The organism is Snodgrassella sp. W8158, from assembly GCF_016100435.1.
Classification (GTDB): Bacteria; Pseudomonadota; Gammaproteobacteria; order Burkholderiales; family Neisseriaceae; genus Snodgrassella; species Snodgrassella alvi.
Genome location: NZ_JACFSM010000003.1, coordinates 26,870 through 53,717, shown reverse-complemented (window position 1 = coordinate 53,717; position 26,848 = coordinate 26,870). Strand labels below are relative to the sequence as shown.

The 26,848-nt window shown below is 39.7% G+C and carries 17 protein-coding genes and 4 tRNA genes; 12 read left to right on the top strand and 9 right to left on the bottom strand.

Annotation, left to right across the window (positions count from 1 at the left end; translation table 11 throughout):
- Nucleotides 1–121 precede the first annotated feature (121 nt).
- From H3V11_RS08445 to argS, 3 genes are all read left to right on the top strand, one after another.
- Nucleotides 122–1,261 carry a homoserine O-acetyltransferase gene (locus H3V11_RS08445; protein WP_078475758.1) on the top strand — a complete coding sequence of 380 codons (1,140 nt, stop codon included), beginning with the start codon at nt 122–124 and terminating at the stop codon, nt 1,259–1,261.
- Nucleotides 1,258–1,854 (top strand): methionine biosynthesis protein MetW, encoded by a 597-nt coding sequence (metW, locus tag H3V11_RS08440; RefSeq protein ID WP_198224368.1) that lies wholly within the window; start codon nt 1,258–1,260, stop codon nt 1,852–1,854. Before H3V11_RS08445 ends, metW begins: the two co-directional genes overlap by 4 nt.
- A 282-nt stretch (nt 1,855–2,136) precedes the next feature.
- Complete coding sequence (argS, locus tag H3V11_RS08435; protein WP_198224366.1) at nt 2,137–3,858, top strand: arginine--tRNA ligase; 1,722 nt, start codon at nt 2,137–2,139, stop codon at nt 3,856–3,858.
- Between the two features lie 546 nt (nt 3,859–4,404).
- Here argS and H3V11_RS08430 read toward each other — a convergent pair.
- From H3V11_RS08430 to H3V11_RS08415, 4 genes are all read right to left on the bottom strand, one after another.
- Nucleotides 4,405–4,489: transfer RNA gene (locus H3V11_RS08430), tRNA-Leu, on the bottom strand.
- 288 nt (nt 4,490–4,777) lie between these two features.
- Nucleotides 4,778–4,853: transfer RNA gene (locus H3V11_RS08425), tRNA-Val, on the bottom strand.
- A gap of 28 nt (nt 4,854–4,881) precedes the next feature.
- A tRNA-Asp gene (locus H3V11_RS08420) sits at nt 4,882–4,958 on the bottom strand.
- 32 nt (nt 4,959–4,990) lie between these two features.
- Nucleotides 4,991–5,066, bottom strand: a tRNA-Val gene (locus tag H3V11_RS08415).
- An 879-nt stretch (nt 5,067–5,945) separates the two neighbouring features.
- On the opposite strand from H3V11_RS08415, the gene H3V11_RS08410 reads away from it, so the two are divergent.
- Together H3V11_RS08410 and H3V11_RS08405 are read left to right on the top strand one after the other, a co-directional pair.
- Nucleotides 5,946–9,311 (top strand): PilC/PilY family type IV pilus protein, encoded by a 3,366-nt coding sequence (locus H3V11_RS08410; RefSeq protein WP_198224364.1) that lies wholly within the window; start codon nt 5,946–5,948, stop codon nt 9,309–9,311.
- A 459-nt stretch (nt 9,312–9,770) separates the two neighbouring features.
- Nucleotides 9,771–13,169, top strand: a complete 3,399-nt coding sequence (locus H3V11_RS08405) for a PilC/PilY family type IV pilus protein (RefSeq protein ID WP_198224362.1) — start codon at nt 9,771–9,773, stop codon at nt 13,167–13,169.
- A 375-nt stretch (nt 13,170–13,544) separates the two neighbouring features.
- Here the strand turns inward: H3V11_RS08405 and ribA are convergent, their stop codons facing one another.
- Complete coding sequence (gene ribA, locus H3V11_RS08400; RefSeq protein WP_110414290.1) at nt 13,545–14,168, bottom strand: GTP cyclohydrolase II; 624 nt, start codon at nt 14,166–14,168, stop codon at nt 13,545–13,547.
- Nucleotides 14,169–14,173: 5 nt separating this feature from the next.
- A complete protein-coding gene (locus H3V11_RS08395; RefSeq protein ID WP_198211058.1) occupies nt 14,174–14,878 on the bottom strand; it encodes a hypothetical protein in 705 nt (234 codons plus the stop codon).
- A gap of 307 nt (nt 14,879–15,185) precedes the next feature.
- Here H3V11_RS08395 and H3V11_RS08390 point away from each other — a divergent pair, with 307 nt between their 5' ends.
- The 7 genes from H3V11_RS08390 (at nt 15,186) to H3V11_RS08360 (ending at nt 24,092) form a co-directional block, all read left to right on the top strand.
- Nucleotides 15,186–15,368: a hypothetical protein gene (locus H3V11_RS08390; protein WP_084586340.1), complete on the top strand. Its 183-nt coding sequence runs from the start codon at nt 15,186–15,188 to the stop codon at nt 15,366–15,368.
- A 739-nt stretch (nt 15,369–16,107) separates the two neighbouring features.
- A complete protein-coding gene (locus H3V11_RS08385; RefSeq protein ID WP_370570181.1) occupies nt 16,108–16,863 on the top strand; it encodes an SLC13 family permease in 756 nt (251 codons plus the stop codon).
- Complete coding sequence (locus tag H3V11_RS08380; protein ID WP_198224358.1) at nt 16,811–17,479, top strand: hypothetical protein; 669 nt, start codon at nt 16,811–16,813, stop codon at nt 17,477–17,479. Before H3V11_RS08385 ends, H3V11_RS08380 begins: the two co-directional genes overlap by 53 nt.
- A gap of 333 nt (nt 17,480–17,812) precedes the next feature.
- Nucleotides 17,813–19,126: an SLC13 family permease gene (locus tag H3V11_RS08375; protein WP_198224356.1), complete on the top strand. Its 1,314-nt coding sequence runs from the start codon at nt 17,813–17,815 to the stop codon at nt 19,124–19,126.
- A gap of 252 nt (nt 19,127–19,378) precedes the next feature.
- The gene (locus H3V11_RS08370) at nt 19,379–20,617 is read left to right on the top strand and encodes a multifunctional CCA addition/repair protein (protein ID WP_198224354.1); all 1,239 of its coding nucleotides are present in this window, start codon (nt 19,379–19,381) and stop codon (nt 20,615–20,617) included.
- Between the two features lie 2 nt (nt 20,618–20,619).
- Entirely contained in the window at nt 20,620–23,184 is a 2,565-nt protein-coding gene (gene glnD, locus H3V11_RS08365) for a [protein-PII] uridylyltransferase (protein WP_084586337.1), read from the top strand.
- Between the two features lie 23 nt (nt 23,185–23,207).
- Nucleotides 23,208–24,092 carry an NAD(P)H-hydrate dehydratase gene (locus H3V11_RS08360; RefSeq protein ID WP_198224352.1) on the top strand — a complete coding sequence of 295 codons (885 nt, stop codon included), beginning with the start codon at nt 23,208–23,210 and terminating at the stop codon, nt 24,090–24,092.
- Between the two features lie 70 nt (nt 24,093–24,162).
- Here the strand turns inward: H3V11_RS08360 and H3V11_RS08355 are convergent, their stop codons facing one another.
- Genes H3V11_RS08355 through H3V11_RS08345 form a run of 3 tightly spaced genes read right to left on the bottom strand, consistent with a single transcriptional unit; the run spans nt 24,163 to nt 26,574 of the window.
- Complete coding sequence (locus H3V11_RS08355; RefSeq protein ID WP_025330903.1) at nt 24,163–24,861, bottom strand: aspartate/glutamate racemase family protein; 699 nt, start codon at nt 24,859–24,861, stop codon at nt 24,163–24,165.
- Nucleotides 24,862–24,886: 25 nt separating this feature from the next.
- On the bottom strand, nt 24,887–25,540 hold the full coding sequence (locus H3V11_RS08350) for an HAD family hydrolase (RefSeq protein WP_100125388.1): 654 nt from the start codon (nt 25,538–25,540) through the stop codon (nt 24,887–24,889).
- A 44-nt stretch (nt 25,541–25,584) separates the two neighbouring features.
- Nucleotides 25,585–26,574, bottom strand: a complete 990-nt coding sequence (locus tag H3V11_RS08345; RefSeq protein ID WP_198224350.1) for a cation diffusion facilitator family transporter — start codon at nt 26,572–26,574, stop codon at nt 25,585–25,587.
- Between the last annotated feature and the right edge of the window lie 274 nt (nt 26,575–26,848).

Sequence of the window (26,848 nt, the reverse complement as noted above, 5' to 3'; positions counted from 1 at the left end):
ACATTACAAAAAGAAACAGACGCAGCAAACGGCCTATCATTTATTTTCCAAAACACGTTATATCTGTGCAAACCAGACAAAGTCGTTATAATGCCAGTTTTCTATTCTTTTAACTAATCCTATGAAAGAAATAGACAGCATTGGCATTGTAACCCCGCAAAAGTGGTCTTTTGACAGCCCGCTCACCCTGCAAAACGGTTGTGTTCTGCCCCGGTTTGAATTAATGATTGAAACCTACGGCACACTTAATGCAGACAAAAGTAATGCGGTATTAATATGTCATGCACTGTCAGGAAATCACCATGTAGCGGGTTACCATAGTAAAAATGATAAACACCCCGGCTGGTGGGATAATATGATTGGTCCGGGAAAACCTGTTGATACCAATCGTTTTTTTGTTGTCGGCTTAAATAATCTGGGCGGCTGTCACGGCAGCACCGGTCCGTTGAGTATCAATCCGGACACAGGAAAAGCTTACGGCGCTGATTTTCCGATGGTAACCGTAAAGGACTGGGTAGAAAGTCAGTCTATGCTGGCCGACCGCTTCGGCATTGATAAATGGGCAGCAGTTATGGGCGGAAGTCTGGGCGGGATGCAGGCATTACAATGGGCAATCGACAAACCGCAACGCCTGAGACATGCATTGATTATTGCCTCAGCTCCACGATTATCTACCCAAAATATTGCCTTTAATGATGTAGCCAGACAAGCCATTCTTACCGATCCCGATTTTTGTCAGGGACAATACGCGCAACAGCAGAAAATTCCACGACGAGGTTTGCGTATCGCTCGCATGATGGGACACATTACCTATCTGGCAGAAGACGGATTGGGTAAAAAATTCGGGCGCCAGATGCGACAACCAAACTATCAGTATGATTACAACGTTGAATTTGAAGTTGAATCCTATCTTCGCTATCAGGGCGATAAATTTGCCGAAGTGTTCGATGCCAATAGTTATTTACTGATGACAAAAGCACTTGATTATTTTGATCCGGCGCGTGATTATGATGGTAGTCTGGTAGCCGCAGTATCGGCAATTCAGGCCAGAATACTGATAGCCAGCTTCAGCAGCGACTGGCGTTTTTCACCCAGACGCTCACAGGAATTACTGGATGCTTTGGTAGCGGCCAACAAACCCGTGCAATATATTGCCCTTAAATCAGCTCACGGACATGATGCCTTTTTAATGGAAGATACTGATTATCAGGCGGCTATCCGCATTTATTTCAACAATATTGCCACTGAACTAACACAATGAACATATCATCAGTACCACTGCGTGATGACCTGCAAATGATTTTCGACTGGATTACACCCAATAGTCGTGTACTGGATTTAGGCTGCGGAGACGGAGAACTGCTGGCCGCACTAGTCAAACACAAAAATTGTCAGGGATATGGATTAGAAATTAATACCAATAGCGTATTAGCTGCTATGCAACGTGGCATCAACGTAATACAGGCTGATCTGGAAGCCGGTTTGCAACATTTTAATGATAACAGCTTTGACATCATCGTTTTGAGCCAAACCATTCAGTCTATGCAAAATACGGAAAACATCCTGCAGGAAATGAAACGAGTCGCCGCAGAAACTATTGTCACCTTTCCCAATTTCGGCTACTGGCGCAACCGCCTGCAAATCGCACTGGGCGGACATATGCCGGTATCCGAACGCATGCCCTATCAATGGTATAACACCCCGAACATTCATTGGTGCACCCTTCAGGATTTTGATAAATTATGTGCCAAAAATCATTTAAAAATTTTGCAACGAGCAGTGATGAGCGGAAATAAACGCATTTCCCTCTGGCCAAACTTGCTTGGTAGTCTGGCCTTTTATCGCGTAGGCTGATCATCACACAGTTAAAGTATACCGGCTGGTATCCGGTATACTTTAACAACATTATCCATTTACACACTAAAAACGCACAAATCATATTCAGCATAAATCAGCTAATCTGATTGATAATTACCAATCCATTTATCTATATAGTATTCTTATATAGCCACAAAAAAATTTTCTTAACTAATTTAGGCAATATTCCCGTCAAGTCTGTTTATTCATTGTGCTGCGCTAATGCGATTTACGCTTATTTATGCGAAAATTAGCCATTTTCCTATTTATCAGATCAACATGAAATTACATCAACTAGTTGCAGCTGAAGTTGAACAAGCATTCAGTGCAAACGGGCTCACAGACCAGCCAATTATTCTGCAACCAGCCAAAAATCGAGACTTTGGCGATTATCAGATTAACGGCGTCATGGGTGCCGCAAAAAAAACCAGACAAAACCCTCGCGAACTGGCACAAAAAGTTGCCGATGCATTACAGCAGAACCCACTGATTGCCACAGCAGGAGTTGCCGGCCCTGGTTTTATTAACTTAAAACTTCGCCCTGAAAAACTGGCACAATATATTAAGGACTCATTGCAGGATGAGCATCTGGGTATTGCCAGAAACAGCAAGCCACAAACAATAGTTATAGATTACTCCTCACCCAATCTGGCTAAAGAAATGCACGTAGGTCATTTACGCTCCAGCATCATAGGAGACAGCCTCAACCGGGTACTTACTTTTCTCGGACATAAAGTTATTGCCCAAAATCATGTAGGTGACTGGGGCACACAATTTGGTATGCTGGTCGCCTACCTGATAGAACAACAGCAAAACGGGCGTGCAGATCTCGAACTGGCGGATTTAGAACAATTCTATCGTAATGCCAAAGTACGTTTTGATGAAGATAAAAACTTTGCTGACACAGCACGTGATTACGTAGTTAAACTTCAAAGCGGAGATGCCAGCGTTCTGGCATTGTGGCAACAGTTTGTACAGACCTCTTTGCAACATGCTCAGGCGGTCTATAAAAAACTTGGCCTAAAACTTTTACCAGCCGATGTAACCGGCGAATCATTTTATAATGATCAGTTACAATCAACTGTAAATGAACTTCTTGCCAAAGGTATTGCCGTTGACAGTGACGGTACTAAAGTTGTTTTTCTGGATGAGTTTAAAAATCAGGATAATGAACCAGCAGCATTTATTATTCAGAAAAAAGATGGCGGATTCCTGTATGCCAGTACCGATTTAGCCTGCCTGCGTTACCGGATTAATACCTTGCACGGCAACAGATTGTTATATGTTGTGGATGCGCGCCAAAGCCTGCACTTTGATGAATTATTTACAGTTGCCCGTAAAGCCGGCTGGCTGCCTGATACCGTGCATGCGGAACATGTACCTTTCGGTACCATGATGGGTAAAGACGGCAAACCGTTTAAAACCCGTAGCGGTGACACAGTAAAATTAATGGATTTACTAAACGAAGCTGTAACACGTGCATCTGCTCTGGTTGCCAGCAAAAATCCTGAACTGAGCGCCGATGAAATCGCACATATAGGTGAAGTCGTAGGCATAGGTGCCGTAAAATATGCAGATTTAAGCAAAAATCGTACCAGTGATTACATATTCGACTGGGACAGCATGCTCTCTTTCGAAGGCAATACTGCTCCTTACTTACAATATGCCTATACCCGCGTGCAAAGTGTTTTTCGCAAAGCAGGTACCTGGGATAACAATGCTGCGATCACCCTGAACGAAGCCATGGAACAACAACTGGCTGTAGAATTACTTAAATTTGAAGATGTTCTGGATAGTGTTGCCAATACCTCTTATCTGCACTATCTCGCCGCTTATCTGTATCAGATTGCCACCCTGTTCAGCCGCTTTTATGAAGCCTGCCCGATACTGAAAGCAGACGAAGCCACTCGCAATAGCCGGTTGCAACTCACCAGCCTTACCGGCAAAACCTTGCAACAGGGTCTGGCCTTACTAGGCATAGAGACACTTGAAACCATGTAACTAAAACAAAGATATCAGCAAAATAAAATGCACCATTTGAATTTATACAATGGTGCATTTTTTGTTTTAACTGGCAAATAAACTCAAAATCAGTCAGACAATATCTACGATATACTGTTTTTTACCTATTGATAAATATCATTTATCCGTAAACCATACCTTACGCATAAACTATATATCTGTATAAATACCTGTCAATAAAAACTAATAACAGATATATATAGAATTAATTTAACTACCAATTCTGGCAAATTCGAATATCCCACCAAAGATAGTTATACTTAAAATACAAAATTGAAAGCAGATAAAACAAATTTCTAAATAGTTTTTAGTCAGAGTCAGACCGATTACTTTAAAGATAATAAAAAATATGCTGAATATTTTTTAACTTCTTCTGAATATAGAGACTCCAATATATAAAAGTACCTAAACTCAGTACGAATCTACTGCCAAAACAGTCATTTATACAAGTTACCAAATGCAAAAAAGGTATTGTCACGAATTCGTCACAATACCTTGATAATTCTTTGTTTCCAAAATATTTAATGGTGCGGATAAAGAGACTCGAACTCTTACGCCTTTCAGCGCCAGAACCTAAATCTGGTGCGTCTACCAATTTCGCCATATCCGCAATCAATCAGTAAAAGATTGAGCGATGAATTATAGGTTAGTTTGCAAATTGTGCCAAGTGAAATATCTTAAGCATATACAGACAGATGCAAATAAGCTGTGAATGAGTATAGATACCATGGAGTTTCTTATTGCACAATACCAAGTAATAATAGCCTGAATATCACAAACTGATGATCGGCTATGAATGCCACCAGCACAGATAGTTTGATTGCATATAAAAACAGCAAACAAATAGCTAACTAACAATCAAAAATTTAATTAAATCAGAAATCAGGAGAGAAAAACATGGTGGGTGATGACGGAGTCGAACCGCCGACATTCTGCTTGTAAGGCAGACGCTCTACCAACTGAGCTAATCACCCCTAAGAAAGAAAACAGCAAATATGAAATTGGCGCGGCGGACGGGGCTCGAACCCGCGACCCCCGGCGTGACAGGCCGGTACTCTAACCAACTGAGCTACCACCGCGCAAGTTTTATGCAACGCATAAAACAGAAAAATGGTGGGTGATGACGGAGTCGAACCGCCGACATTCTGCTTGTAAGGCAGACGCTCTACCAACTGAGCTAATCACCCTGTGCTGTCGAGGCGCGTATTTAATCACAGAGTAAGAAACACAGCAAGCCCTTTTTATTGCAATGTTGCACATTTTTTTTAGTTTACTGTTTTTTAAATTTAAATTTTATAGTACTTGAAACTTGTTATTGATTAACCAATAGCATGGGTTATATCCTCTGTTTGATTCAGACATTCAATATATAAAATTCTGTTCCTTTCCCTATTATCTCTATATTGAAAGTGGAAAACGATATTCTATATACCTGCAAAACAAACCAAGGCATATAGAACTTTTGTTATATCAAACAATACTTTCATATTCACCTAAAATTAAAAAAAATATATAAAACCAAATACAATATTTACAGCAACAAACGCTTATTATCATATTCTAAGCAATAAAATTGCTAAAAATCTATAAAATTAATTTTAAAATAAATTATTCACATTGAAATAATGATTTTAAATATTTATTAAATAAAAATAAAAAATTATTTATATAAAATTAAATAGCAATTTATAATAATAAAAATAGATAAAGAGCAATAATTAAGAATTTTACGCTAACTTATCAGCATAAACTAATCAAAGTTAATCAATCTTCTTCTAAAATAAACTATAGATTTTAATTTTTCAGATTTAAACTTTAATAGCATAAAATTGCCAAATAAGTTATTTAGCATATTAATGCCATCGGTATTGAATCAGAAACCTGACAGAGATTTTTCCTGAGTAACTATCACCGGAAAGTTAAATATACCCCTCTATTTGAATCTTTATATTTTATCTGACAATCAGCTGCACATTCATATTTTATTTTTGTCTGTCACATAAAAAGCTTAATTGCCTAAGAATTTACTAAAAGTCAGCAACAGAAGCTACTAAACAAGGAATTCCATGAAAAAACAAAAAGATAAATTCAAAATTACCGGAACAAAACACATCACATCCGGTCGAACTTTGTGCCGCACAGTCCTGGGCCTTTTTAATCTTTTTGCTATTCCGTCAGCTTTGGCTGCGGCAAATATCTTTGCTGATATTCCGCTGCATCTGCAAAGTAAATCCATTACTACTTCGTCATATAGCGTTAAACCCAATGTTACCTTTTACATTGATGATTCAGGCAGTATGTCTATGAACATCGTACCGATTACCTATAAATGCCGGGTGAGTAAATGGATTCCCAATCCGGATGGTAAAGGGGGCAAATGGCCGCCATTTGGTAGTTATGAATACGGATTTACAAAAAAACCCAAAAATACCTCAGAAGTCAGATATAGCTGTGATACCTACCGGCGTATTGATTCCGTTAAAGAAGTACTGACAGATATCATCAAAAAATATCATGATGATATGTACTTTGCATTTCGCCCGATGTGCGGCACCGGTGACCAGAAAAAATTCAATAAATTTTATGACACTTCTGATCCGGCCAATTATGAAAGCATGCTAAATAACATCAAAAAACTGGAAACACCATGCGACACCCCCACTACACGCCAGTTTCCTGTTATTGCACGCAATCTGGTAATAAACAAACTGAAATATCGCTGCCAAAAATCTTATATTATTTTGCTAAGTGATGGTGAAGCTGATAATACATATTCTATTTCAGATAAAAATTTCACCAAAAATACAGATTCACGCTACGATAGCTACTTTGATCGGGATTTTGAAACTAATAACGATCGCTTAAATTTTCTTGCCCGCAATCACAATACCAATAAACCACTGCGTCTGAAATACTATACAGACAGGCTCAATAACTATAACTTTGGTGACTACATCTACACCAGTGATTACTATAGCTCAACCGGTAAATCCATTAATGCCTCACCAGTGCGAAAAAAAACTGATGATGCGGGTCAGCCATGGAATGAAGTTGATCCAAAAACAAAAAAACGTTTTCGCCAGACTGCACAAACATTCACCATCGGAGTAGGACTCGGGCAGCGCAATACAAACGAAGCCAAAATCGCCATTCCTTATCTGGAAAATGCCGCAACGCCAAGTGGCGAATACAATGAAACAACCAACCCTAACGGACGTTTCTTTAACGCAAATTCCCGTGATGAAATTATCAGCGCTTTTGAAAAAATATTTAAAACAATCAAAGGAGAAATGACCGCATCAACCATTCAGACTACTACAACAGCTCCGACTGTAGCCATTTCCAATACCAACCAGGGTAATCTGTCGATTACCGCCAAGGTTGAAACCGGTTCATGGAGCAGCAGGATTTGTATTTACGATATCAATACCAAAAATGACAGCAGCTCATGCCCGATGCGGCCTACATACGGCAACCGGCAATTATTGCTTAATGATGGTAAATATACACAACTCTTTAACGAAAGCCTTAACAGCTTTAATAACAGCACATTTAAAATCAGCAACAATAATAAAAATCGTAATGAATGGCACGATGGCTTACTAGCATGGCTAAATCGTTCACTTACTGCTGATACTCAGAAAAAAAATGAATTTGTATTGGATTATCGTACCCGCCGCTCTCTGCCAGACTTCGGAAATACGCGGGATTTAGGAGATATTATAGATAATCCGATTCTTACAGCCGGCAATATAGAAAATAACCGCCAGCGGTATCTGATTACATCAGCTAATGACGGAATGGTCTATGTTTTCCGCTCGAGTAATAATTCCAAATTTCCTTATGATTTAAAATTTAATTACATGCCAATGGGGATTGAAAGGCAGAGTAATGACGGTTCTGATCTGGTTGCTCACTATTACAAGGATTTAACCAGCAAAAAATATGGCGTTAATGATAATTTTCCTCATCGTTTCCTGCTTAACGGAGGCATGGCGGTACAGCAAACAGATGGCAGCAACGGGCGGCCACAGCAGATATTTATGGTTTCAACCCTCGGGCAAGCGGGACGAGGCGCATTTGCCATCAATATCGGCGGAAACGACATTATTACCGGCAGACCATTAGCTGGAGACAACATGCATTCGTCCCGCTGGTATGAGGATGTTTTCCTGTTCCAGACACCCAGTGGAAAAGACAATCAGTTTGGTTATACTATCGGTTCACCTGCCATTGCAAGAGTTCGGGTCAATTCAAATATCGATGCCTCAGATTCATCTATTACAGACCATATACGTCAGGCTGCATTTATCAGCAATGGCTATAACTACTCCCCCTCTCTGGCTCAGGATATCGCTGCCAAACCCTCACCTGAATCAGCTTTATATATTTACGACATACTGGGAATAGATGTAGGCACCCAGGCCTATATTCATACCGGCAGCAAAAAAGGAGATTTAATCGCCAAACTGGTTGCTCCTAATGGCAGCGGCGGCCTTTCCAGCCCGACAGTTATCGATATAGACGGAGACGGCGTAGCTGATATTGTCTATGCGGGTGATTATCAGGGTAATTTGTATCGGTTTGACTTACGTGCTCCTAATCCGTCAAACTGGAAAGTGTATAAAATCTTTACTGCTGATGGTCCCATCACTTCAGCACCCGGGGTATTTCTTCTTAAAGCAAAAGGAGCACAGCATACAAATAGCGAAATACCAACAGCAATTGTTACTTTTGGCACAGGCAGCGATATTTATCAGTCAGACCTGACAAATAAAGATCAGCAAAGTGTATATGGCATTTATGACGATCTGAGCCAGCAAGAAGTGCACGAAATCAGCAAAAGCAGCCTGGTAAAACAAGAATTTATCCAAGCCGGCAATTACCGTTTACTGAGTAACTATCCGCTAAACCCGGCAGTTCATCGAGGCTGGTATTTTAATCTCAAAGAAAACACCGGTGAGCGCATTGTATCCAAACCGGTAATTGTTTCTTATGCTGGCGCAGTCCTATCGCGCACTTATAACGTAGAAAAAGAAAATAAACTGCCTGATCCGTGCAAAATTACTTCTGTCGTCCAGCGCAACTCCGTTACCACCGGTAAAATTCAGTTTAATGTAAAAACCGGGGGCGCATTACAAAGCACAGATCCGAATTTTGTATTTGATGAAGCAGCGCCGGCAGGCAGTAGCGTGAGTACGGAAGGACCTTTTGGTTTTACCGTTTCAGGCAATAATAATATTGATATAGGCGGCTCATATACCCAAAAACCATTAACTGAAAAATCTCCTCCGGTAGAAAACTGCTCGCGTGCCGCCGTGATAGCAGCGACAACAGACGGAAATAAATTAACTATTAATGTCCCGCGTTGTCCGATCATAATTCACCGGATTTCATGGCGTGAAATAAAAGAAAGTTACATCAATTTATAATTTCATACAGATAACGACTGGTATATCCAGTCGTTTTATTTATATAAATTTATCCTAAGAATACTTAAAAACTGATTTTCAATTAGTTTCTTAATAGTATATTTCAATCATAAATAAAAAATCATATTATAGAAACAAGTTAAAATTTTTATTTAGCAACCTAACATACAAATTAATATAAATATAATAAGCTTAACATATAAAATAAAATTAAAAATAAAAATATTTATTTAAAAAATAATTAAATATAACTAATTTTGATAAAAATTTTCTAGTTAAATATGACCTAAATGCTACAAATAATATAATATATTTATTTTTTTTTTACTTAATTTAATATAAAACACATTTATTTGATAATTGATAACTGTTTTAGTGATAATATACACTAATAAAATTTATTTACTATTATGCATTTGTTTTTATCTTAAATTAACATTCAATATATAGGTAATCCTCATGACCCATAAAACATTTAGAAACAAGAAATTAGGAATTGAGAAAAAATTACTTTGTAAAGCAATTATAGGAGCATTGTCATTATTGCCTTTAACAATTCAGGCACAAACCGATTTTTTTGCAGACACACCTTTTTCATTCCAGAAAAAGAATCTGATAACTACATCCTACAGCATAAAACCAAACATCCTTTTATATATTGATAATTCGGCTAGTATGGATGAGAATACTCTATATCAATGCTCTTATAAAACCAAAATAGAAAAAGTTAATAAGAATGGGAGTATAAGCATTGTCTGGTCAGAATATCATCCAGATAAAATTACTGTAAGTTCAATAGGTAATCCTAATGCTCATATATCGCCTGATGGTGAACGCAGATATGGGCACTGCAAAAGTTTGAAAACAACCAAAGATAATATATTGCGTCCTATTTTACGTGATATTGTTGAAAAATATAGAAATAGTATGTATTTTGCTCTAGTTCCCATGAATAATTCAAGTGATAGCACCGCAGATTCAAAATTCTTGAAATTCTACGATACGGAATCAGATGAAGAATATAAGTATTTTGTAAGAGAATTAATAAATAAGTATACTACTCACGGTACAACTCCGATGCACCGTGTCTACGTTTCTTTAGCCAGAAATCTTATTATGAATCAATTAAGATTTCGTTGTCAGAAGTCTTTCATAGTTGCACTAACAGATGGTGAAGCTAAAGCCTTTGTGGCACCATCAGATGTAACTTTTGATAACTATTTTTATAAAGGTAAAACGACAAAGGAAAAAGAAAAGGATTTCAATAATGACCCGACTACAGCTCTTTCATTTTATAGTAAGACTTTAAGTTCTAAAAATTTTGGTCCATATATTTATACCAGTGCTGTATACCAAAAAGAAGGTAGAGAACTAACTGATGCAAGCAAATATAATAAATTAATAAGAAGAACTGTTGATGAAGCTGGTAAGGCCTGGGACGCCAATAAAGAGGATCCGAAAAATCCAGGCACTCCTTTGGAAGAACAATTTACTCAAACAGCAGAAACTTTTACTATAGGCTTCGGACTTGGATTAAAAAATAGTAAAAGGGGAAAGATTGCTATACCTTATCTTGAAAACGCAGCCACACCGGAAGGAGAACACACTAAAGATCACCCTGAAGGTCGCTTTTATAATGCTAATGATGAAATTGAAATACTCAATGCATTTAAAAATATTTTTGAGGATATTGCAGGTAGTATAAAAGAAGAAAGAGTAAATATAACCGCATCAGCACCAGTACTAGGTGTATCAAATACAATTAGCGGAAATCTCATTACTACGGTTAAAACAAGTACAGATGGCTGGAGTAGTACAATTTGTATTCGAAGTTTACAACAAATATATGAAGGTGAAACCACATGTAATCAACCTACTTTTGGTGAAAGAAAGCTTATTTTAAACGACGGCAAGAATACTTATTTATATGCCGACTCACATTTATCAACCCATTCTAGTCAATCTTTGAACAATGAAACATTCAAAATTAAAAACAATGACGGTAAAAATCAAAATGAATGGCTTGATGGTTTACTAACCTGGCTAGGACGCTCCAAAGCAGATAAAGATATAAAAAATTCCAATCCAGATTTTGTATTGGATTACCGTAAACGCCCTACGGATAATAAAATGGGTGATATTCTTTCTAATAATATTTCATTTATTGGTCATAATGAAAACAGTTCTTTCCAGAAATATATGGTTACTTCAGCCAATGACGGAATGGTTTATGTATTTAAATATACAAATAGCGATACAAATCCGTATTCTCTGAAATTTAACTATATGCCAATGGGAATTGAAAGACAAAGTAATGACGGTAGTGATTTAGTTGAACATTATTACAAAGATTTCGTACAAGAAAAATATGGTGAAGAATCAACACAACCTCATCGTTATCTAATGAATGGTCAAGTATATTTACGGCAAACTGAAGCTAGAGGAAAAGATAGTCCTCAGCTTTCATTTATGCTAGCTACTATGGGACAGGCAGGACGAGGAGCTTTTGCTATCAATATTGGCGGTAAAGATTTAACTTCTAACACTGCAGTAGCAGCTGATAATACCGGAAGCGGAAACTGGTATGAAAATGTACCATTATTCCAAACTCCATCCGGTGAAGATAATAAATTTGGCTATACTATCGGTAAACCTGCAATCGGACGTCTGCGGGTAAATACTGAAGTCCCTGATTCTGTATCTGTAGCAAATCATGTACGACAAGTTGGTTTTATCAGTAATGGTTATAATTATTCAGACACACTTGAATCAGATAACTCACCACAGATGTCCGAAGAATCATCATTATATATATATGATCTGTTAGGAATTGATGTAGGAACGGATGGATTCCAAAAAACTGGAGCTAATAAAGGATCATTAATAACAAAAATCGTCGCACCGGGTGGTATAGGCGGTTTATCAAGTCCTACACAGATTGATACAGATGGTGATGGCATTATCAATTATGTATATGCTGGTGATTATGGCGGCAATGTATTCAGATTTGATTTGAATAGTGCTGATCCGAGCAAATGGAAAGCCACTAAAATATTCAGCAGCGGACAACCAATCACTATATCACCTATGGTATATGCTGCAGATATAAATACGAATCAAAATGCTAATACTTCTTATGATAAATTAATAATAGTTTTTGGTACGGGTAGTTCAATTTATCAATCTGATTTGAATAACCATGATCAACAGTCAATTTATGGTATCTATGACGATTTAAGCAAAACTGATGGCGATGCGTTGGTAACAAAATCCGAGTTACTGAAGCAAGAATTATCTGATAATTCTTTATCTGACCATAAGCTTGATAAATCACAAAAAGGATGGTATATAAATCTTCATGATAATGGAGAACGTGTAGTATCACCAATTGACGGTATATTTAATACCGGTATCGTGTATACAGAAAGCTATAAGACAACAATAGATCCCTTACCAGAAGACCCTTGTGTAAAAACTACCAGACTGCAACAAATCACAACTACAACGGGTAGATTGCAGCTTGATGTCAGAAATGGTGGTGCTCTAACGAAAGATAATCCTCATGCATTTGTTAATTCTGATGGTACGGTACCTGGTGCAATTTATTCTGAAGGACAACTTAGTAAACAGTTAATAGCAGAAGATGCCAAAATTAATTTAATATATGGAGAAGGTACTGATACACCTTTAAGAGACCCAGGAAAAGTTGTTCTAACTACATGTTTAAGAAAAACACCAGAATTAATTGAAAACGGACCTAGTGGCGTAACCGTTACTAAAATTAAAGGTGTTGCTATGTGTCCCGTCAGCATCAATCGTTTATCATGGAGAGAAATTAAAACTGGTTATTTAAGCTAGGAATATTCATAAACTTCATCTGAACATAAACATTACACTCATCCCCTGAAATTTTATCTGTACAAAATTTCAGGGGATAATTTCTTATTTATGGGTTGATGCCGACGAGTTGATTGTATTTGGTGATATCACCAGATGTGAATCAAAGAGTAATAACAGAATGATATGCCACATTCAAAAATAATTCAGATTGTGATTCACATGATATTTGAAGCTGTTGAAAACGTTCGGCTGCAATTTTTGCCTCTATTTCATTTACTGGCACACAGTTGCAGTTTTTAAAGTATCTGTGTTCTGAGATTTTAAATTTAATCCGTAATACTTAACTAATTGCAAAAATATTATGGAGAACATCCTCGATGTCATTTAATCAGATTAATCCGCAAAATGTCCGAGTTTTTCCATTTTGGTATGCAGATAATGCCGGTTTTCAGGATTTTGTCCGACATGTAAGGGAACACGATTAGTTACATGAATACCCAGTGCTTTTAGTGTATCGACTTTCTGCGGATTATTGGTCATTAACTGTACGGACTGTATGCCAAGATGATCAAGAATGTGTTTGGCCAAAGAAAAATCACGGGCATCGATGGGTAAATTCAAAGCAAGATTTGCTTCTACGGTATCCAGCCCTTCATCCTGAAGTTTGTAAGCCCGGATTTTATTCAGTAAACCTATACCCCGGCCTTCCTGACGTAAATAAATAATTACACCTTTTCCTGCCTCTTGTACTGCTTTCATCGCAGCTTCAAGCTGAGGGCCGCAATCACAGCGTTTGGAAAATAAAGCATCACCGGTAAGACATTCAGAATGAATTCGTCCGAGTATATCTTCTCCTGTAGAAATATCGCCTACGGTAAGAGCAATGTGTTCCTGCCTGTTGCGTACATCTTCAAATCCGTGCATGGTAAATTCACCCCATTGCGTTGGTAAACGGCAGGAAGCAATAAAGCGTACAGGACTATTATCTTGTATGTGGTTTTGATATATTTTTGACATAATATTTATCCCTTGGTATGTGTTGTGGCAGCGTTATGCAAATTATGCATCAGTGGTGTAATTACCATTGCCAGGGCAATCCAGTCGATAAGTTCCGTATCGGAAATGGCATCTTGCTGCTGATGAGCGGCAAACAATACACCCAGTACTTGCCCTTCTTCACCAGTAACAGGAACAGCCAGCTGTGAAGCCCCGCTTTGTTCTCCTGTCAGACTGCTGTCATTAATCCACATTTGTACATTATTTATCTGGTTCAGCCAGCCAGTAGAAGCTGTACGTGCAAACAAATACTGATTTACCTGCTGCTGATCGCAGTTTATTACAGCGGGAAAATGATACCCGCGTGCCAGTAGCCGGCATAACTTCCCTGTTTCATTATTTCCTTCATATAAATATAAAGCAAATACATCATTATGATGCCGGCTTGCTATTGAATCGAAAGCCAGATATAGCTGGCGCAAGGTATATGCACTGTTCTCATTGGCTGTAAATAAGTCTGCCGGATGAATCTGGTATAGTGAATCTGGACTTAAATTGAATTTACGAGCCAGACTAAATCCGTTTTCTTCATACCATAGCACAGACATATCGATTTCTGCCTGAGCAAGCTCCAGTACAGATTGCGCAACCAGCATTGCCATCCGGACTTCCTGCTCTGGTAATTTTAATCCTTGCGTTTGCAGGTAATCACGCACCTGAGCGCATGTCATACACTTCCTTACTTTTTTCTTTGCAAACAGGTATTGTAACCGAAAACGATGCAGATACCGGATAGCAAAAGCTCAAGCATTTTAAAGCAATTTATATTTTTTATTCATTTTATCCGGTATAAGCAGAACCGACATTATTATGGCAGTATTGGCACTAAGCAATTTACTTTTCATTACCTTAATGGAATTTACTGTGTTAATTTAATTCTGGCTAATTAAATTATAGTTAAGTACTTGTATTATTTAAAATTTAAAAGAATAATAAAGCTACCGTAGATTCACGGTAATTATTGAAAAGGAGTTGTATATGAGCAATCTGAAACCCGGCGATAACTCTGGAACCAATGGCGGGATTTATCAGGAAGTTGATCAGCATGGCCATGAGCTGGATAATTTTGCCACGATTAAAGACCATGAAAAAGCACCTCCAACCCAGCATCCGGGTAATACCTGGAAATTAAAAAACAGGACTCCTGACGGTAAACATTAAATATTTTCTGTTATTAAGCTGTCTGATTACATATATGTATTTTTTCGGATAAACTATATTTACAGCTTGTATCAATGTAATCAGGCAGCTTTCTTTTATTTAATCCTGATCATGTTACTTGATTAGAAAAATCAGTCTTATATCAATTGATATTATTTGCCGCTTTTTTCAGAAAAAAATCTTACAACAGTACGAATTGATGGAATACTTTGATATTAATCTGTTTATTTTGTTTTATCAAAGTTCCATCTGAATCATCAAATCTTCTTTGAATATCAAGCTATTTTTATTCTCTGATTCAATATTTCCGCTTAAAACAGACAAACTAAACTGGTTTTGCTCTGAATCCGGATAAACGTTCTGCATAAATATGCAACACCGAAACTGATGTACTTTATTTTATTTTTATGCTTAGTTTATGTTTTTTATTAATAAATATTAATATCCGGTTTCAAATACTATCTGAATCAAAATTTAATTTTTAAGTTTGTCTGATAAATTACTTTATTTTACGGCTGTGCAAATATTTAATACCTATATTAACTATAAGCATCAATATTGTTTTTATCATTATTATTTTGGCTGGATAAAGCTAATTAATAGAGAACAATATTTGTTATGGATAATAGTTATAAAGTTAAAGAAAAAATAATATATTGTTCACATACATCGAAGGTATTAATCCATGAAGAAACACAGTACATGATTAATCTGATCCATTAAAACTTAAACATTTTAAATATTTAATTTATTAAATAAAATTATAAATTACGGATTTTTTTATGAGTTTCCACAAATACTATCTTTGGTATTGCTGGTACTGATATTGGTATTATCAATCTGGCGGCATGTAAATATTGGCTTACTGGGTTTTTGTGCAGCCGCAGTAATGGTTACAGCAACACAGTTCTACACGGTAACTGGTTCAGCGACAGCACCAGACCCGGCACTGCTACTTACTTCTAAATCAGTATTCGAGCATTTTCCGGGTTCAATTGTTACTTTACTCATTGGTGTATCGCTGCTTTTTAGGCATTTCGAACGCAGCGGAAGTCTGAGCTGGCTAACGGATAAAGTATATAAGGCAAGTGGTGAACATACTTTACTGATTCCGTGGGTTGGCTACATGATTGGTTTGTTTATTTCTACTGCCGGCGCTTTTTCTACTGCAACAATTACATTACTGGTACCGGTTATTGCGGCTTTAGGCAGACGTATGCCAAGAATTTTCTTCATCAGTGAAGTCGCTGCAATTGTGGGTGCCAATACCGGTGCTCTATCTCCGATTAATCCGGTAGATACGGTTATTCGTGACTCTGCAAATCATGCCCAGGTCAGTTTTAACGGATGGCAGTTATGGTTACTGGGCACAATAGTTAGTGTCAGTACTGTATTGGTATTGCAAATAATTTTTAGTCCTAGTCGCATACAGGACAGTACGAATGGAAAAAAAACCGGCTCGTGGTCTGGCTTTACTGAAACCAGTTGCTGTTGATAATAATGATAAAGGACAACTGAATCCTGCCTATGCAATTTGCTCAACATTATCTGTATTGTTCTTTATCACTCTGGTGGTATTTGCAGGTACTGACGTGGGTTTAACAGCAATTTCTCTGGCTGTATTATTGTTGTTACTGTTTCCGAAATATAGTAAAAATTTAGCCAGAAATATCTCCTGGAATGCTGTGGTGGTAATCAGTGGTTTACTGGTGTTTATTGGTACGATGATGTCGGTACATACCATGGATGCTTTAGAAAACCGTTTACTCGGTATGACTACTAATCAGATAATTTTATTGTTCATTATTACGTATTTAACTACCAGTCTGAGTAATGTTGAATCTTTTACTATTGGTGTGCTCAGTCTGATGACGCCTATGATTTTTACGATATTCGGCGGTTCAGCACATATGTCGCTGATTCTGGCTGCCTGTGTAGCACCGGCTTTACTCAGTGTGATTAGTCCGATTCATATTGCCGGTACGCTGGTGGTAAGCTATACCGATGAAAAGCAGCAGGATGCAATGTTCAGACGCCTGCTAACCATTGCTTTTTTCATTGTTCCGATTATTCCGGGGTTAACAATGATTTTGCCGGCAGTGATGCTTTAGCTTTAAGTTAAATGCTGCCGTCTGACTCCTGTTCAGGCGGGTTACAGGGTTCTCATGGCAGTACTATATATCTGAATTCAGACTATACTGATTTATTTTCTTTTATTTAACATTAAAAAAGATATCTTATACTTTACTTTACATTAAAAGTAATTTTTTTTATTATTTTATAAAGAATATATATTTTTTAAATCTAATTATATGACAATTTAATGATATCCGTATATTAGCTGCAGGCTGAAAAGTTTTCTGAATCCGAAATAAATACAAATGTTATTTATTGTGCGATTTTCAGCATATTCATTCTGAAACAATAACCATTCAGGACACTTTATGAACTTACCACAAATTTTATCGCTTATATTACTGGTTGTGATTTTGGTTCTGGCAGTCTGGCGACATGTCAATATTGGTCTTTTAGGTTTTAGTGCTGCGGCGATAATGGTTATGGCGACAACTGCAATTGCTGATGGTTCTGATACAAATACAGTTTTAAGCAGCAAGGATGTACTCAGCCATTTTCCCGGAGCCATTGTAACGCTGTTAATCGGTGTGTCCTTACTTTTTGCTCATCTGGAAAAAAGCGGTGGCTTAAGCTGGTTTACAGATCAGATTTACGCAAAAATGGGACATCGCACTAATATTGTTCCTTGGATTGGCTATTTTATCGGATTTGCGATTTCGACAGCCGGTGCCTTTTCTACGGCATCGATAACGTTGCTGGTTCCGGTTATTGCTGCTTTAGGCAGAAAACATCCCAGATTATTTTTCATCTGTGAAATGGCAGCAATTATTGGTGCCAATACCGGTGCACTTTCACCTATTAATCCTACTGGTCAAGTTATTCTGGATGCAGCAAAAAAAGCACATGTTGAGTATAGTCCGTGGCTGGTCTGGTTTCTGGGAATGTTAATCAGTTTTGTGCTGGTTATTGCCTTGCAAATTGTATTTCAGGATAAAAGAGTAGTCGAAACAGGTGATTCTAAAGCGCCTGAAAAAGGCTTTGTACTGCTAAAACCAATTAAACAGGAAAATGGTGATAACCATCAGTTACAGCCATTTTATGCAATCTGTTCTACTATTGCGGTATTGATTTTTCTGATATTAGTGATATTTGCTAAAGCCAATGTCGGTCTGACTGCTCTGACGCTGGCAGTAATTATGATGCTGTTTTTTACGCAGCAAAGTAAAGATTTTGTGAAAAAAATCCCATGGAATGCTGTAGTGGTTATTAGTGGTCTGCTGGTTTTCATCGGTACCATGATGCAGGTAGATACAATGAAAGCGGTAGAACAAGGTCTGCTCAGTATGACCAGCAGTAAAATTGCTTTATTGTTTATGCTCGCTTACCTGACTACGTTCCTGAGTAATGTGGAGTCCTCTACTTTGGGTGTTATCAGCCTGATGATTCCGATGGTATTTACGATTTTTGGCGATTCTCCGCAAATCTCTTTGATTCTGACTGCCTGTGCGGCACCAGCTATGCTCAGTGTCGTTAACCCGATTCATATTGCCGGTACTCTGGTGGTAAGTGTAACCGAAGAAAAACAGCAGGAAATGATGTTTAAACGTTTACTGATTATTGCCTTTGCAACTGTACCGTTTTTTCCAGGGCTGGCTATGATTGTTCCGGCTCTGATGATGTAATATCAATATTATTTAAAAACGCTCTGTTTTAAAGCAGAGCGTTTTATATTTCCGTACAGCAGATATTTATCTGCCTGTTAAATATTCTTTAAGATGATTTTGATTCAGCCTGCTCTTTTCCAAAGGCTGTTTGCTTATTAATGCTGGCTGACGGAACTGCCAGCTGCATGTTTGCAAAAAACCAGTTAACAAGCTGATTGGACTGCGGCACAATAATCATCTGTTTTCTGTTAATACTTTTTTATATTTTATATGCAAATTTATTTGGTTGGTGGTGCAGTAAGAGATAAGTATCTGCAGCGGCCGGTGGTCGACCGCGACTGGGTAGTGGTTGGTGCAGATGCAAAAAAAATGCTGGAAGCCGGGTATCAGCCCGTAGGCAAGGATTTTCCGGTATTTCTGCATCCGCAAACTCATGAAGAATATGCGCTCGCGCGTACCGAACGTAAAGTATCTGCCGGTTACAATGGTTTTACTTTTCATGCAGCGGCAGATGTGACGCTGGAGCAGGATTTACAACGACGCGATTTAACTATTAATGCTATGGCCGAAGATGCATCGGGTAATCTGATTGATCCGTATAACGGGCTGGCTGATTTACGCTGCGGTATATTACGTCATGTCAGCCCTGCGTTTGCAGAAGACCCGGTACGTATCTTGCGCATTGCCCGATTTGCAGCGCGTTATGGATTTAAAGTAGCCGATGAAACTATGGCACTGATGTGCCGGATGGTAAATAATGGTGAAGTAAATGCTCTGGTTGCCGAACGGGTATGGCAGGAACTGGCTAAAGGGCTGATGGAAAAGAATCCGCGGCTGATGATAGACGTTTTACGTGCCTGCGGTGCGCTGAAAGTAATTTTACCAGAGGTTGATGCGTTATTCGGCGTACCGCAACGCGCTGATTTCCACCCTGAAATAGATACCGGTGAGCATACATTACTGTGTCTGCAGTATGCTGCTGAAAATGATTATTCACTGGAAGAACGTTATGCTGCTCTCACTCATGATCTGGGCAAAGGACTGACTCCGGCAGATAAATTACCACGCCACCCCGGACATGATTATGCCGGAATAGAACCTGTAGAAGCGATAAACCGGCGCTGGCAGGTACCCAAAGCCTGTGCGCAACTGGCATTACTGGTATGTGAATATCATATCAGGTTACATAGTGTCAGCCAGCTTAAACCCAAAACGACACTGGATATTCTGAAAAAAACCGATGCATTGCGCCGTCCGGATCGATTTAGGCAAATTTTGCGTGTATGCCTTGCTGATATACGCGGACGCCTCAGATTTGAACATCAGCCATATCCTCAGCAACAGCACTGGCTAAATTTACAGTCTGCGGCAATGGCAATTGATGCAGCATCAATTGCCCGGACAGTGGCTGAACCGCAGCAGATAGCTCAGGCAATCGATCAGGCAAGGCTGAATCAGATTCGCCCGATACAAAATGCATATTGTCAATCTCAACCACACGGCTATTAATTATGTCATCTTCAGCACTTATTACTCAGTTGTCGGACAAGCTACACAAGCACAAACAACAAGCGGCAGAAATATACCGGCAGCGCAGGCATCCGTTTGTCTATTTTCGCCAGCATACCGGAGTAATTGCTGATGTGCTGTCTACACTGTGGCAGGAATTGTTTGCCGAAGAAGAAATGTGTCTGCTGGCAATAGGTGGATTCGGACGCGGCGAAATGTATCCGTATTCGGATATGGATATTGCTATTGTCAGCAGAAATCCGATTGATGACGATATTCAGCAGAAAATTGGTGCTTTTGTTCAAATATTATGGGATATCCATTTACAGCCCGCCCCTAAGGTGGGAACAATTAATGAGTTATGTGAAAGTGCCCGGGTTGATTTAACGGGTGATTCAGCCTTACTGGAAAGCCGGTATTTATGCGGCCGGCAGGATCTGGCTGCTGAATTGATTCATCAGCTTGATTTACAGCGGGATGTGGCTGCTTTTATCGAAGGTAAAATACTGGAACAACGGCAACGATATACCAAAGCGGCCGGTGAAGCCAGTCTGCTGGAAGCCAATGTAAAAACCACTCAGGGTGGTTTACGCGATATTCATACTTTATTGTGGCTGGCAAAAGTTCAGGGATTACCTCCTCAGATTCATCAGCTGATGAAAAATGCTATTCTGAACCGAACTGAAGCCAGGCTGTTACTGAGCTGCCAGAAACAGCTGGCCAGAATCCGTATTGAGCTACATCTGACTGCCAGACGGGCTGAAGACAGATTAATTTTTGATTTACAAACTCAGGTAGCACAGAATCTTGGCTATCGCGATGATGCAAATTCCCGTGCCAGTGAAAAACTAATGCATGATTTTTATCGTGCACTAAAAGGCGTGAAACAACTCAGTGGTATTCTGGTACCTATGCTGCGCGACCGTGTCTACGCTTCTCTGCCGCGTGTGGTGGTTAATCTTGATCAGCATTATTATCAGGTAGGTAATATGCTGGCGGTGCATAATCTTGAACTTTTCTCGCAACAGCCTGAGCATATATTTACCATTTTACGTGTTGCTCAGGAACACAATGACATAATTGGTCTGGCACCAAAAACTCTGCGTGTATGGTGGGCGGCTGCACACCAGCTGGTGAATGAAGAGTTTTATCAAAATCCGGCAAATCGCGAATGCTTTGCCGGATTCTTCAAACACGGAGAGGGTCTGACTCATTTATTGCGCTTTATTAATCTGTATGGTGTGCTCGGCCGGTATTTGCCGGCATGGGGAAAAATTGTCGGTCTGCTGCAACATGATTTATTTCATATTTATCCGGTAGATGATCATATTTTAATGGTGGTACGCAATATGCGGCGTCTGGCTATGGAACAGCACAGCCATGAACTGCCTTTTGCCGCAACATTAATGCATACTTTTGCACGCAAACATATTTTGTATATGGCTGCACTGTTTCATGATATTGCTAAAGGCCGTGGTGGTGACCATGCACAAAAAGGCGTAGCCGATGCCCGCTCCTTTGCCGAAGATCATTTTCTGGATAGTGAAGAAAGCGATTTACTGGCGTGGCTGGTAGAACAGCATCTGCTGATGTCTATGACAGCGCAGAAAGAAGATATTCAAGACCCTGAAGTGATTACCCGATTCAGCAAACAGGTTAAAACTGTTGAACGGCTCACTGCTTTATATCTGCTGACCGTAGCAGATATCCGGGGCACCAATCCGAAAATCTGGAATTCATGGAAAGCCAGTTTGCTGGAAAATTTATATAAAGCCACGCTGCATCAGCTCAATGGTAAACAAAGCAACCGGCACACGACTATTCTTGACCGCCGGCAACAGGCAATGCATGAGTTAAATCAATATCACATCAGCGAATCACAGCAGCGCCAATTGTGGCATATTCTCGGTCAGGCTTATTTTGCCCGCCATGAGTGGCAGGATATTTTATGGCATTTATCAAAAATTATTAATTACGAACAGCAGGCTCAGGCACACAGCCAGATGCTGCCGGATAATGATACCCTGAAGGTGATGGTTTATATGCCTAACCGCCCGAAACTCTTCACTGAGCTGGCTTCGGTTTTCAGTGAAGCAGGGATGAACATTCTGACTGCCCGCGCCTATATCACCGAACACAACTTTATTCTGGATACTTTTATTCTGCAATTTCCGCCGAATCTCAACCCGAATGATTATCTCACCATTCAGAATAAAACCGAGCTGGCGCTTAATCAGTTTGTAAATGGTAAATTGCCGATGTCTGCGAGTAATCCGGCCAGTCTGAGCCGACGTAGCCGTCATATTCCGATTGCACCACGAATCAGTATTGATGAAGAAGATAATCCGGGCTGGTACAGTCTGCACATTATTACAGCAAACCGGCGTTTTTTACTTGCCAACATTGCTGCTGTTTTATCCGATTTAAATATCAGTATTCGCTTTGCCAAAATCACTACTCTGGATGAACGGGTAGAAGACAGTTTTCTGGTATATGCGCCTCAACTGGCCGATACTCAACAGCAATTGCAGCTTAAAAATGCCCTTCTGGATCAATTACTGCGCTAAGCAATGATAACGGGAAACAGGTAATGAACAGTTTTCAGATTGATAAAAATATTCTCAGCCAATGGCAACGGCAGGCAAACAGACAGTTTCCTGCATTGTGTCAGCAGCGTCCGTCTCAGAGCCATAAAGGTACGTTTGGTACGCTGGGTATTCTGGGTGGTGCAGAAGGCATGGCCGGTTCGATTATTCTGGCCGGAATAGCTGCACTGCATTGTGGCTGCGGTAAAGTATGGCTTGGTTTTCAGCAACCGGCATTACCAATGCCGATACTAAGCCAGCAGCCAGAAATTATGTTAAATACCGCTGAACGGCTTTTACACCGTTCCGATGTTACCGCATGGGTGATTGGCTGTGGTCTGAGTACCTCAACTACGGCACTGGCAACACTGACTGAATGTCTGCAACAGAAGCATATGATGGTAGTCGATGCCGATGCACTGAATTTACTTGCTCAGCAGCCTGCTTTGCTGACTGGCAGGCATAATAATCAAAATGTTGTTTTAACGCCGCATCCGGGAGAAGCTGCACGCTTACTGCAATGCAGTATTAGTGAAATTCAGAATAACCGTTATCAGGCCGCACGCCAGCTGGCGCAAAAATATTCAGCATGGATAGTTTTAAAAGGCCATCAGAGTATGATTGTTTCACCTCATGGCCAGATACAGCAAAATGAAACCGGCAATCCGGGACTGGCAACAGCAGGTAGCGGTGATGTCTTAGCCGGTATAATCGGCAGTTTGCTGGCTCAACAAATCCCACCGGAGCAGGCAGTATCAGCCGGAGTATGGTTACATGGTGCTGCAGCAGATATTCTTGCTGCCAATGATACCGGTCCTATAGGTTTATGCGCCGGTGAAATAGCTACAGCAGCACGCTGGCTGCGCAACCGTTTAACTGAATCTGTGTGAAAAACAAAACAGATGGTTAGATAGCCATCTGTTTTATCAGTTTATCCGCTTTTATATTTCGGAAACTGCATTATTTATCTGTTAAAGCCCAGTCTACTGCTGCAGTAGCATGAATTGCCGTAGTATCAAATACCGGTACCGGACTGTCATCCTGCGAAACCAGTAACATAATTTCGGTACAGCCAAGAATGATGGCTTGAGCGCCCTTATCAGCCAGACGCCGGATAATCTGCCGATACTGCTGGCGTGATTCTTCACGTATGATACCTGATACCAGCTCTTCATAAATAATTTTATGTACTGTCTGACAATCTTTATCGTCAGGAATCAATACCTCTAAACCAAATTTTTCTGTAAGCCGGCCTTTATAAAAATCCTGCTTCATGGTGAATTCGGTACCCAGTAAGCCAACTTTTTGCAGCTTCTGGCTGCAAATTTGCTTAGCCGTTGCATCAGCGATATGCAGCAAAGGTATTGTTATACTATTCTGTACCTGTTCAGCCATACGATGCATGGTATTGGTACAAATTACAATACACTGTGCTCCGCCCTGCTCCAGCTGACGTGCAGCTGTACACATATTTTCTGCCAGTTCATCCCATCGTCCCTGATGCTGCAAAGCTTCGATTTCGGCAAAATCTACAGATAACATGATGCTGCGGGCTGAATGCGTACCGCCAAGACGCTCACGTACTTGTTCATTAATCATGCGATAATATTCAGCAGAACTTTCCCAGCTCATGCCACCGAGCAACCCAATGGTTTTCATGTTTTCCCCTTGTTCGTTTAAAAAATTATTTACTTAATAGTTGAAGAATTTCTTTTGGCTGCTCAACAATATAATCGGCTGGCCATTGCGATATGTTGTCTTCTGCACCGATATATCCCCAGTTCGCCAGCACTGTAATCATGCCGGCATTACGTCCTGCCTGCATATCACGCTCTGCATCACCGATATACAGGCAATTTTCGGGAGCTACGCCAATGTGACGGCAGGCATAGAACATGGGTTCGGTACTGGGTTTCGGCGCACTGGTGGTATCTCCGCTTACTATTACAGCCGGTTCAATACTGCATCCGAGTTTTGGTACCAGACGGTCAGTAAAAACATGCGGCTTATTGGTAATAATCCCCCAGGCTATGTTCTGTTCAGCCAGTTTTTCTAATAACTCATTGATGCCGCCAAATAAAACTGTCTGATCAGTAAAATGCAGTTCATACTCAGCCATAAAATCCTGCCTCAAAGCTGCAAACGCAGGTTTATCAGGCTGCATACCTGTACCGAGTTTAATCAGTCCTGCTGCGCCATGACTGGCAACCGGACGAATCTCTGCCATAGTTTTAGGCGGTAAATTCTGCTTTTTCAGCACATTATTAAGGGCTATCCCTAAGTCTGGCGCCGTATCGGCCAGGGTACCGTCCAGATCAAATAACACAGCTTTAATCATGATTTTCTACCTGAAATATGGTCTGATAATCTGATTATATTGTATTAATGAACATGCTGACCGGCAACAGAAGGAATACAGCATAAAAGATTATTGCTGTGTTTATGGGCTGCGCTTTCTGTCTGCACTGTAACATGATGTATATCATGTTTGAGCAATACTTCTGCAAGCTCATTAACCAGTTTCTCTGCTTCCGTTATCGTTAATGTACCATCAACAACAATATGGCAGGACAAAGCATTCATATTGCTGGTAATGGTCCAGGCATGTAAATCATGTACAGCTTTAATTCCCGGCATATCCTGAATCACTCTGCCCAGCTGCTCCAGCTCAATTGCATCCGGAGTGCCTTCCATCAGAATACGCAAAGTGGTTTTCAGGATTCCGATTCCACTGTAAGCAATCAGGCAGGCTACCACTATACTTGCTACCGGGTCAGCCCAGCGCCAGCCAAACAGCATCATCAGTACAGCTGCGGCAATAGCACCCACAGAACCGAGTAAATCACCCAGTACGTGTAGAAACGCTCCGCGCATGTTTACATTATGTTCTGTCTCACTACTGCTGTGCATATACCAGGCAATAATAATATTTACCAGCAAACCAATCGTACTGATAATCAGCATGCCCCGGGTAGCGATATCCGGCGGATTAACAAAACGACCTATGGCTTCATAAACAATCATAACTGCAATTACCATTAGCGCCAGACCATTTACTGCCGCCGCAATAATTTCAAAGCGTTTATAACCAAAGGTCTGCCGACCGTTTACCGGTCGCTCACTCAGGTGAAATGCGATTAACGACAGTGCCAGTGCCAGTGCATCCGAAAACATATGACCAGCATCCGACAGCAGTGCCAGACTATTGGTTAACCAGCCGCCAATAATCTCTACCACCATATATGCACCGATAATCAGCAGTGAAATACTTAAAACTTTTTTATCTGCACTATGTGCACCAAGGTGATGATGGTGATGATGAGTTTCATCATGTTTATGCTCATGTGTATGGTTATGGTCGTGGTCGTGCATAGTATTCCTTTAAATATTGTCTGATACCATTTAATACGTTAAACCCTGACATATGGTAAAAGTCAAATGTGAATATCAGCAGATTTCAGCTTAGATCATTCTGGAATCCATAGTTAATATTTATATACATACCGGCAATAAATTTTTTACATAAGTTGATAATAGCAGAAAACACAGAAATTTTGCCGGTGTTTACTCTGGCTTCGTGCGGAGAAATATTGATATCAGCAAAAGCAGTAAATATTTTTAATATGTTTATTATTTAAATAATAAA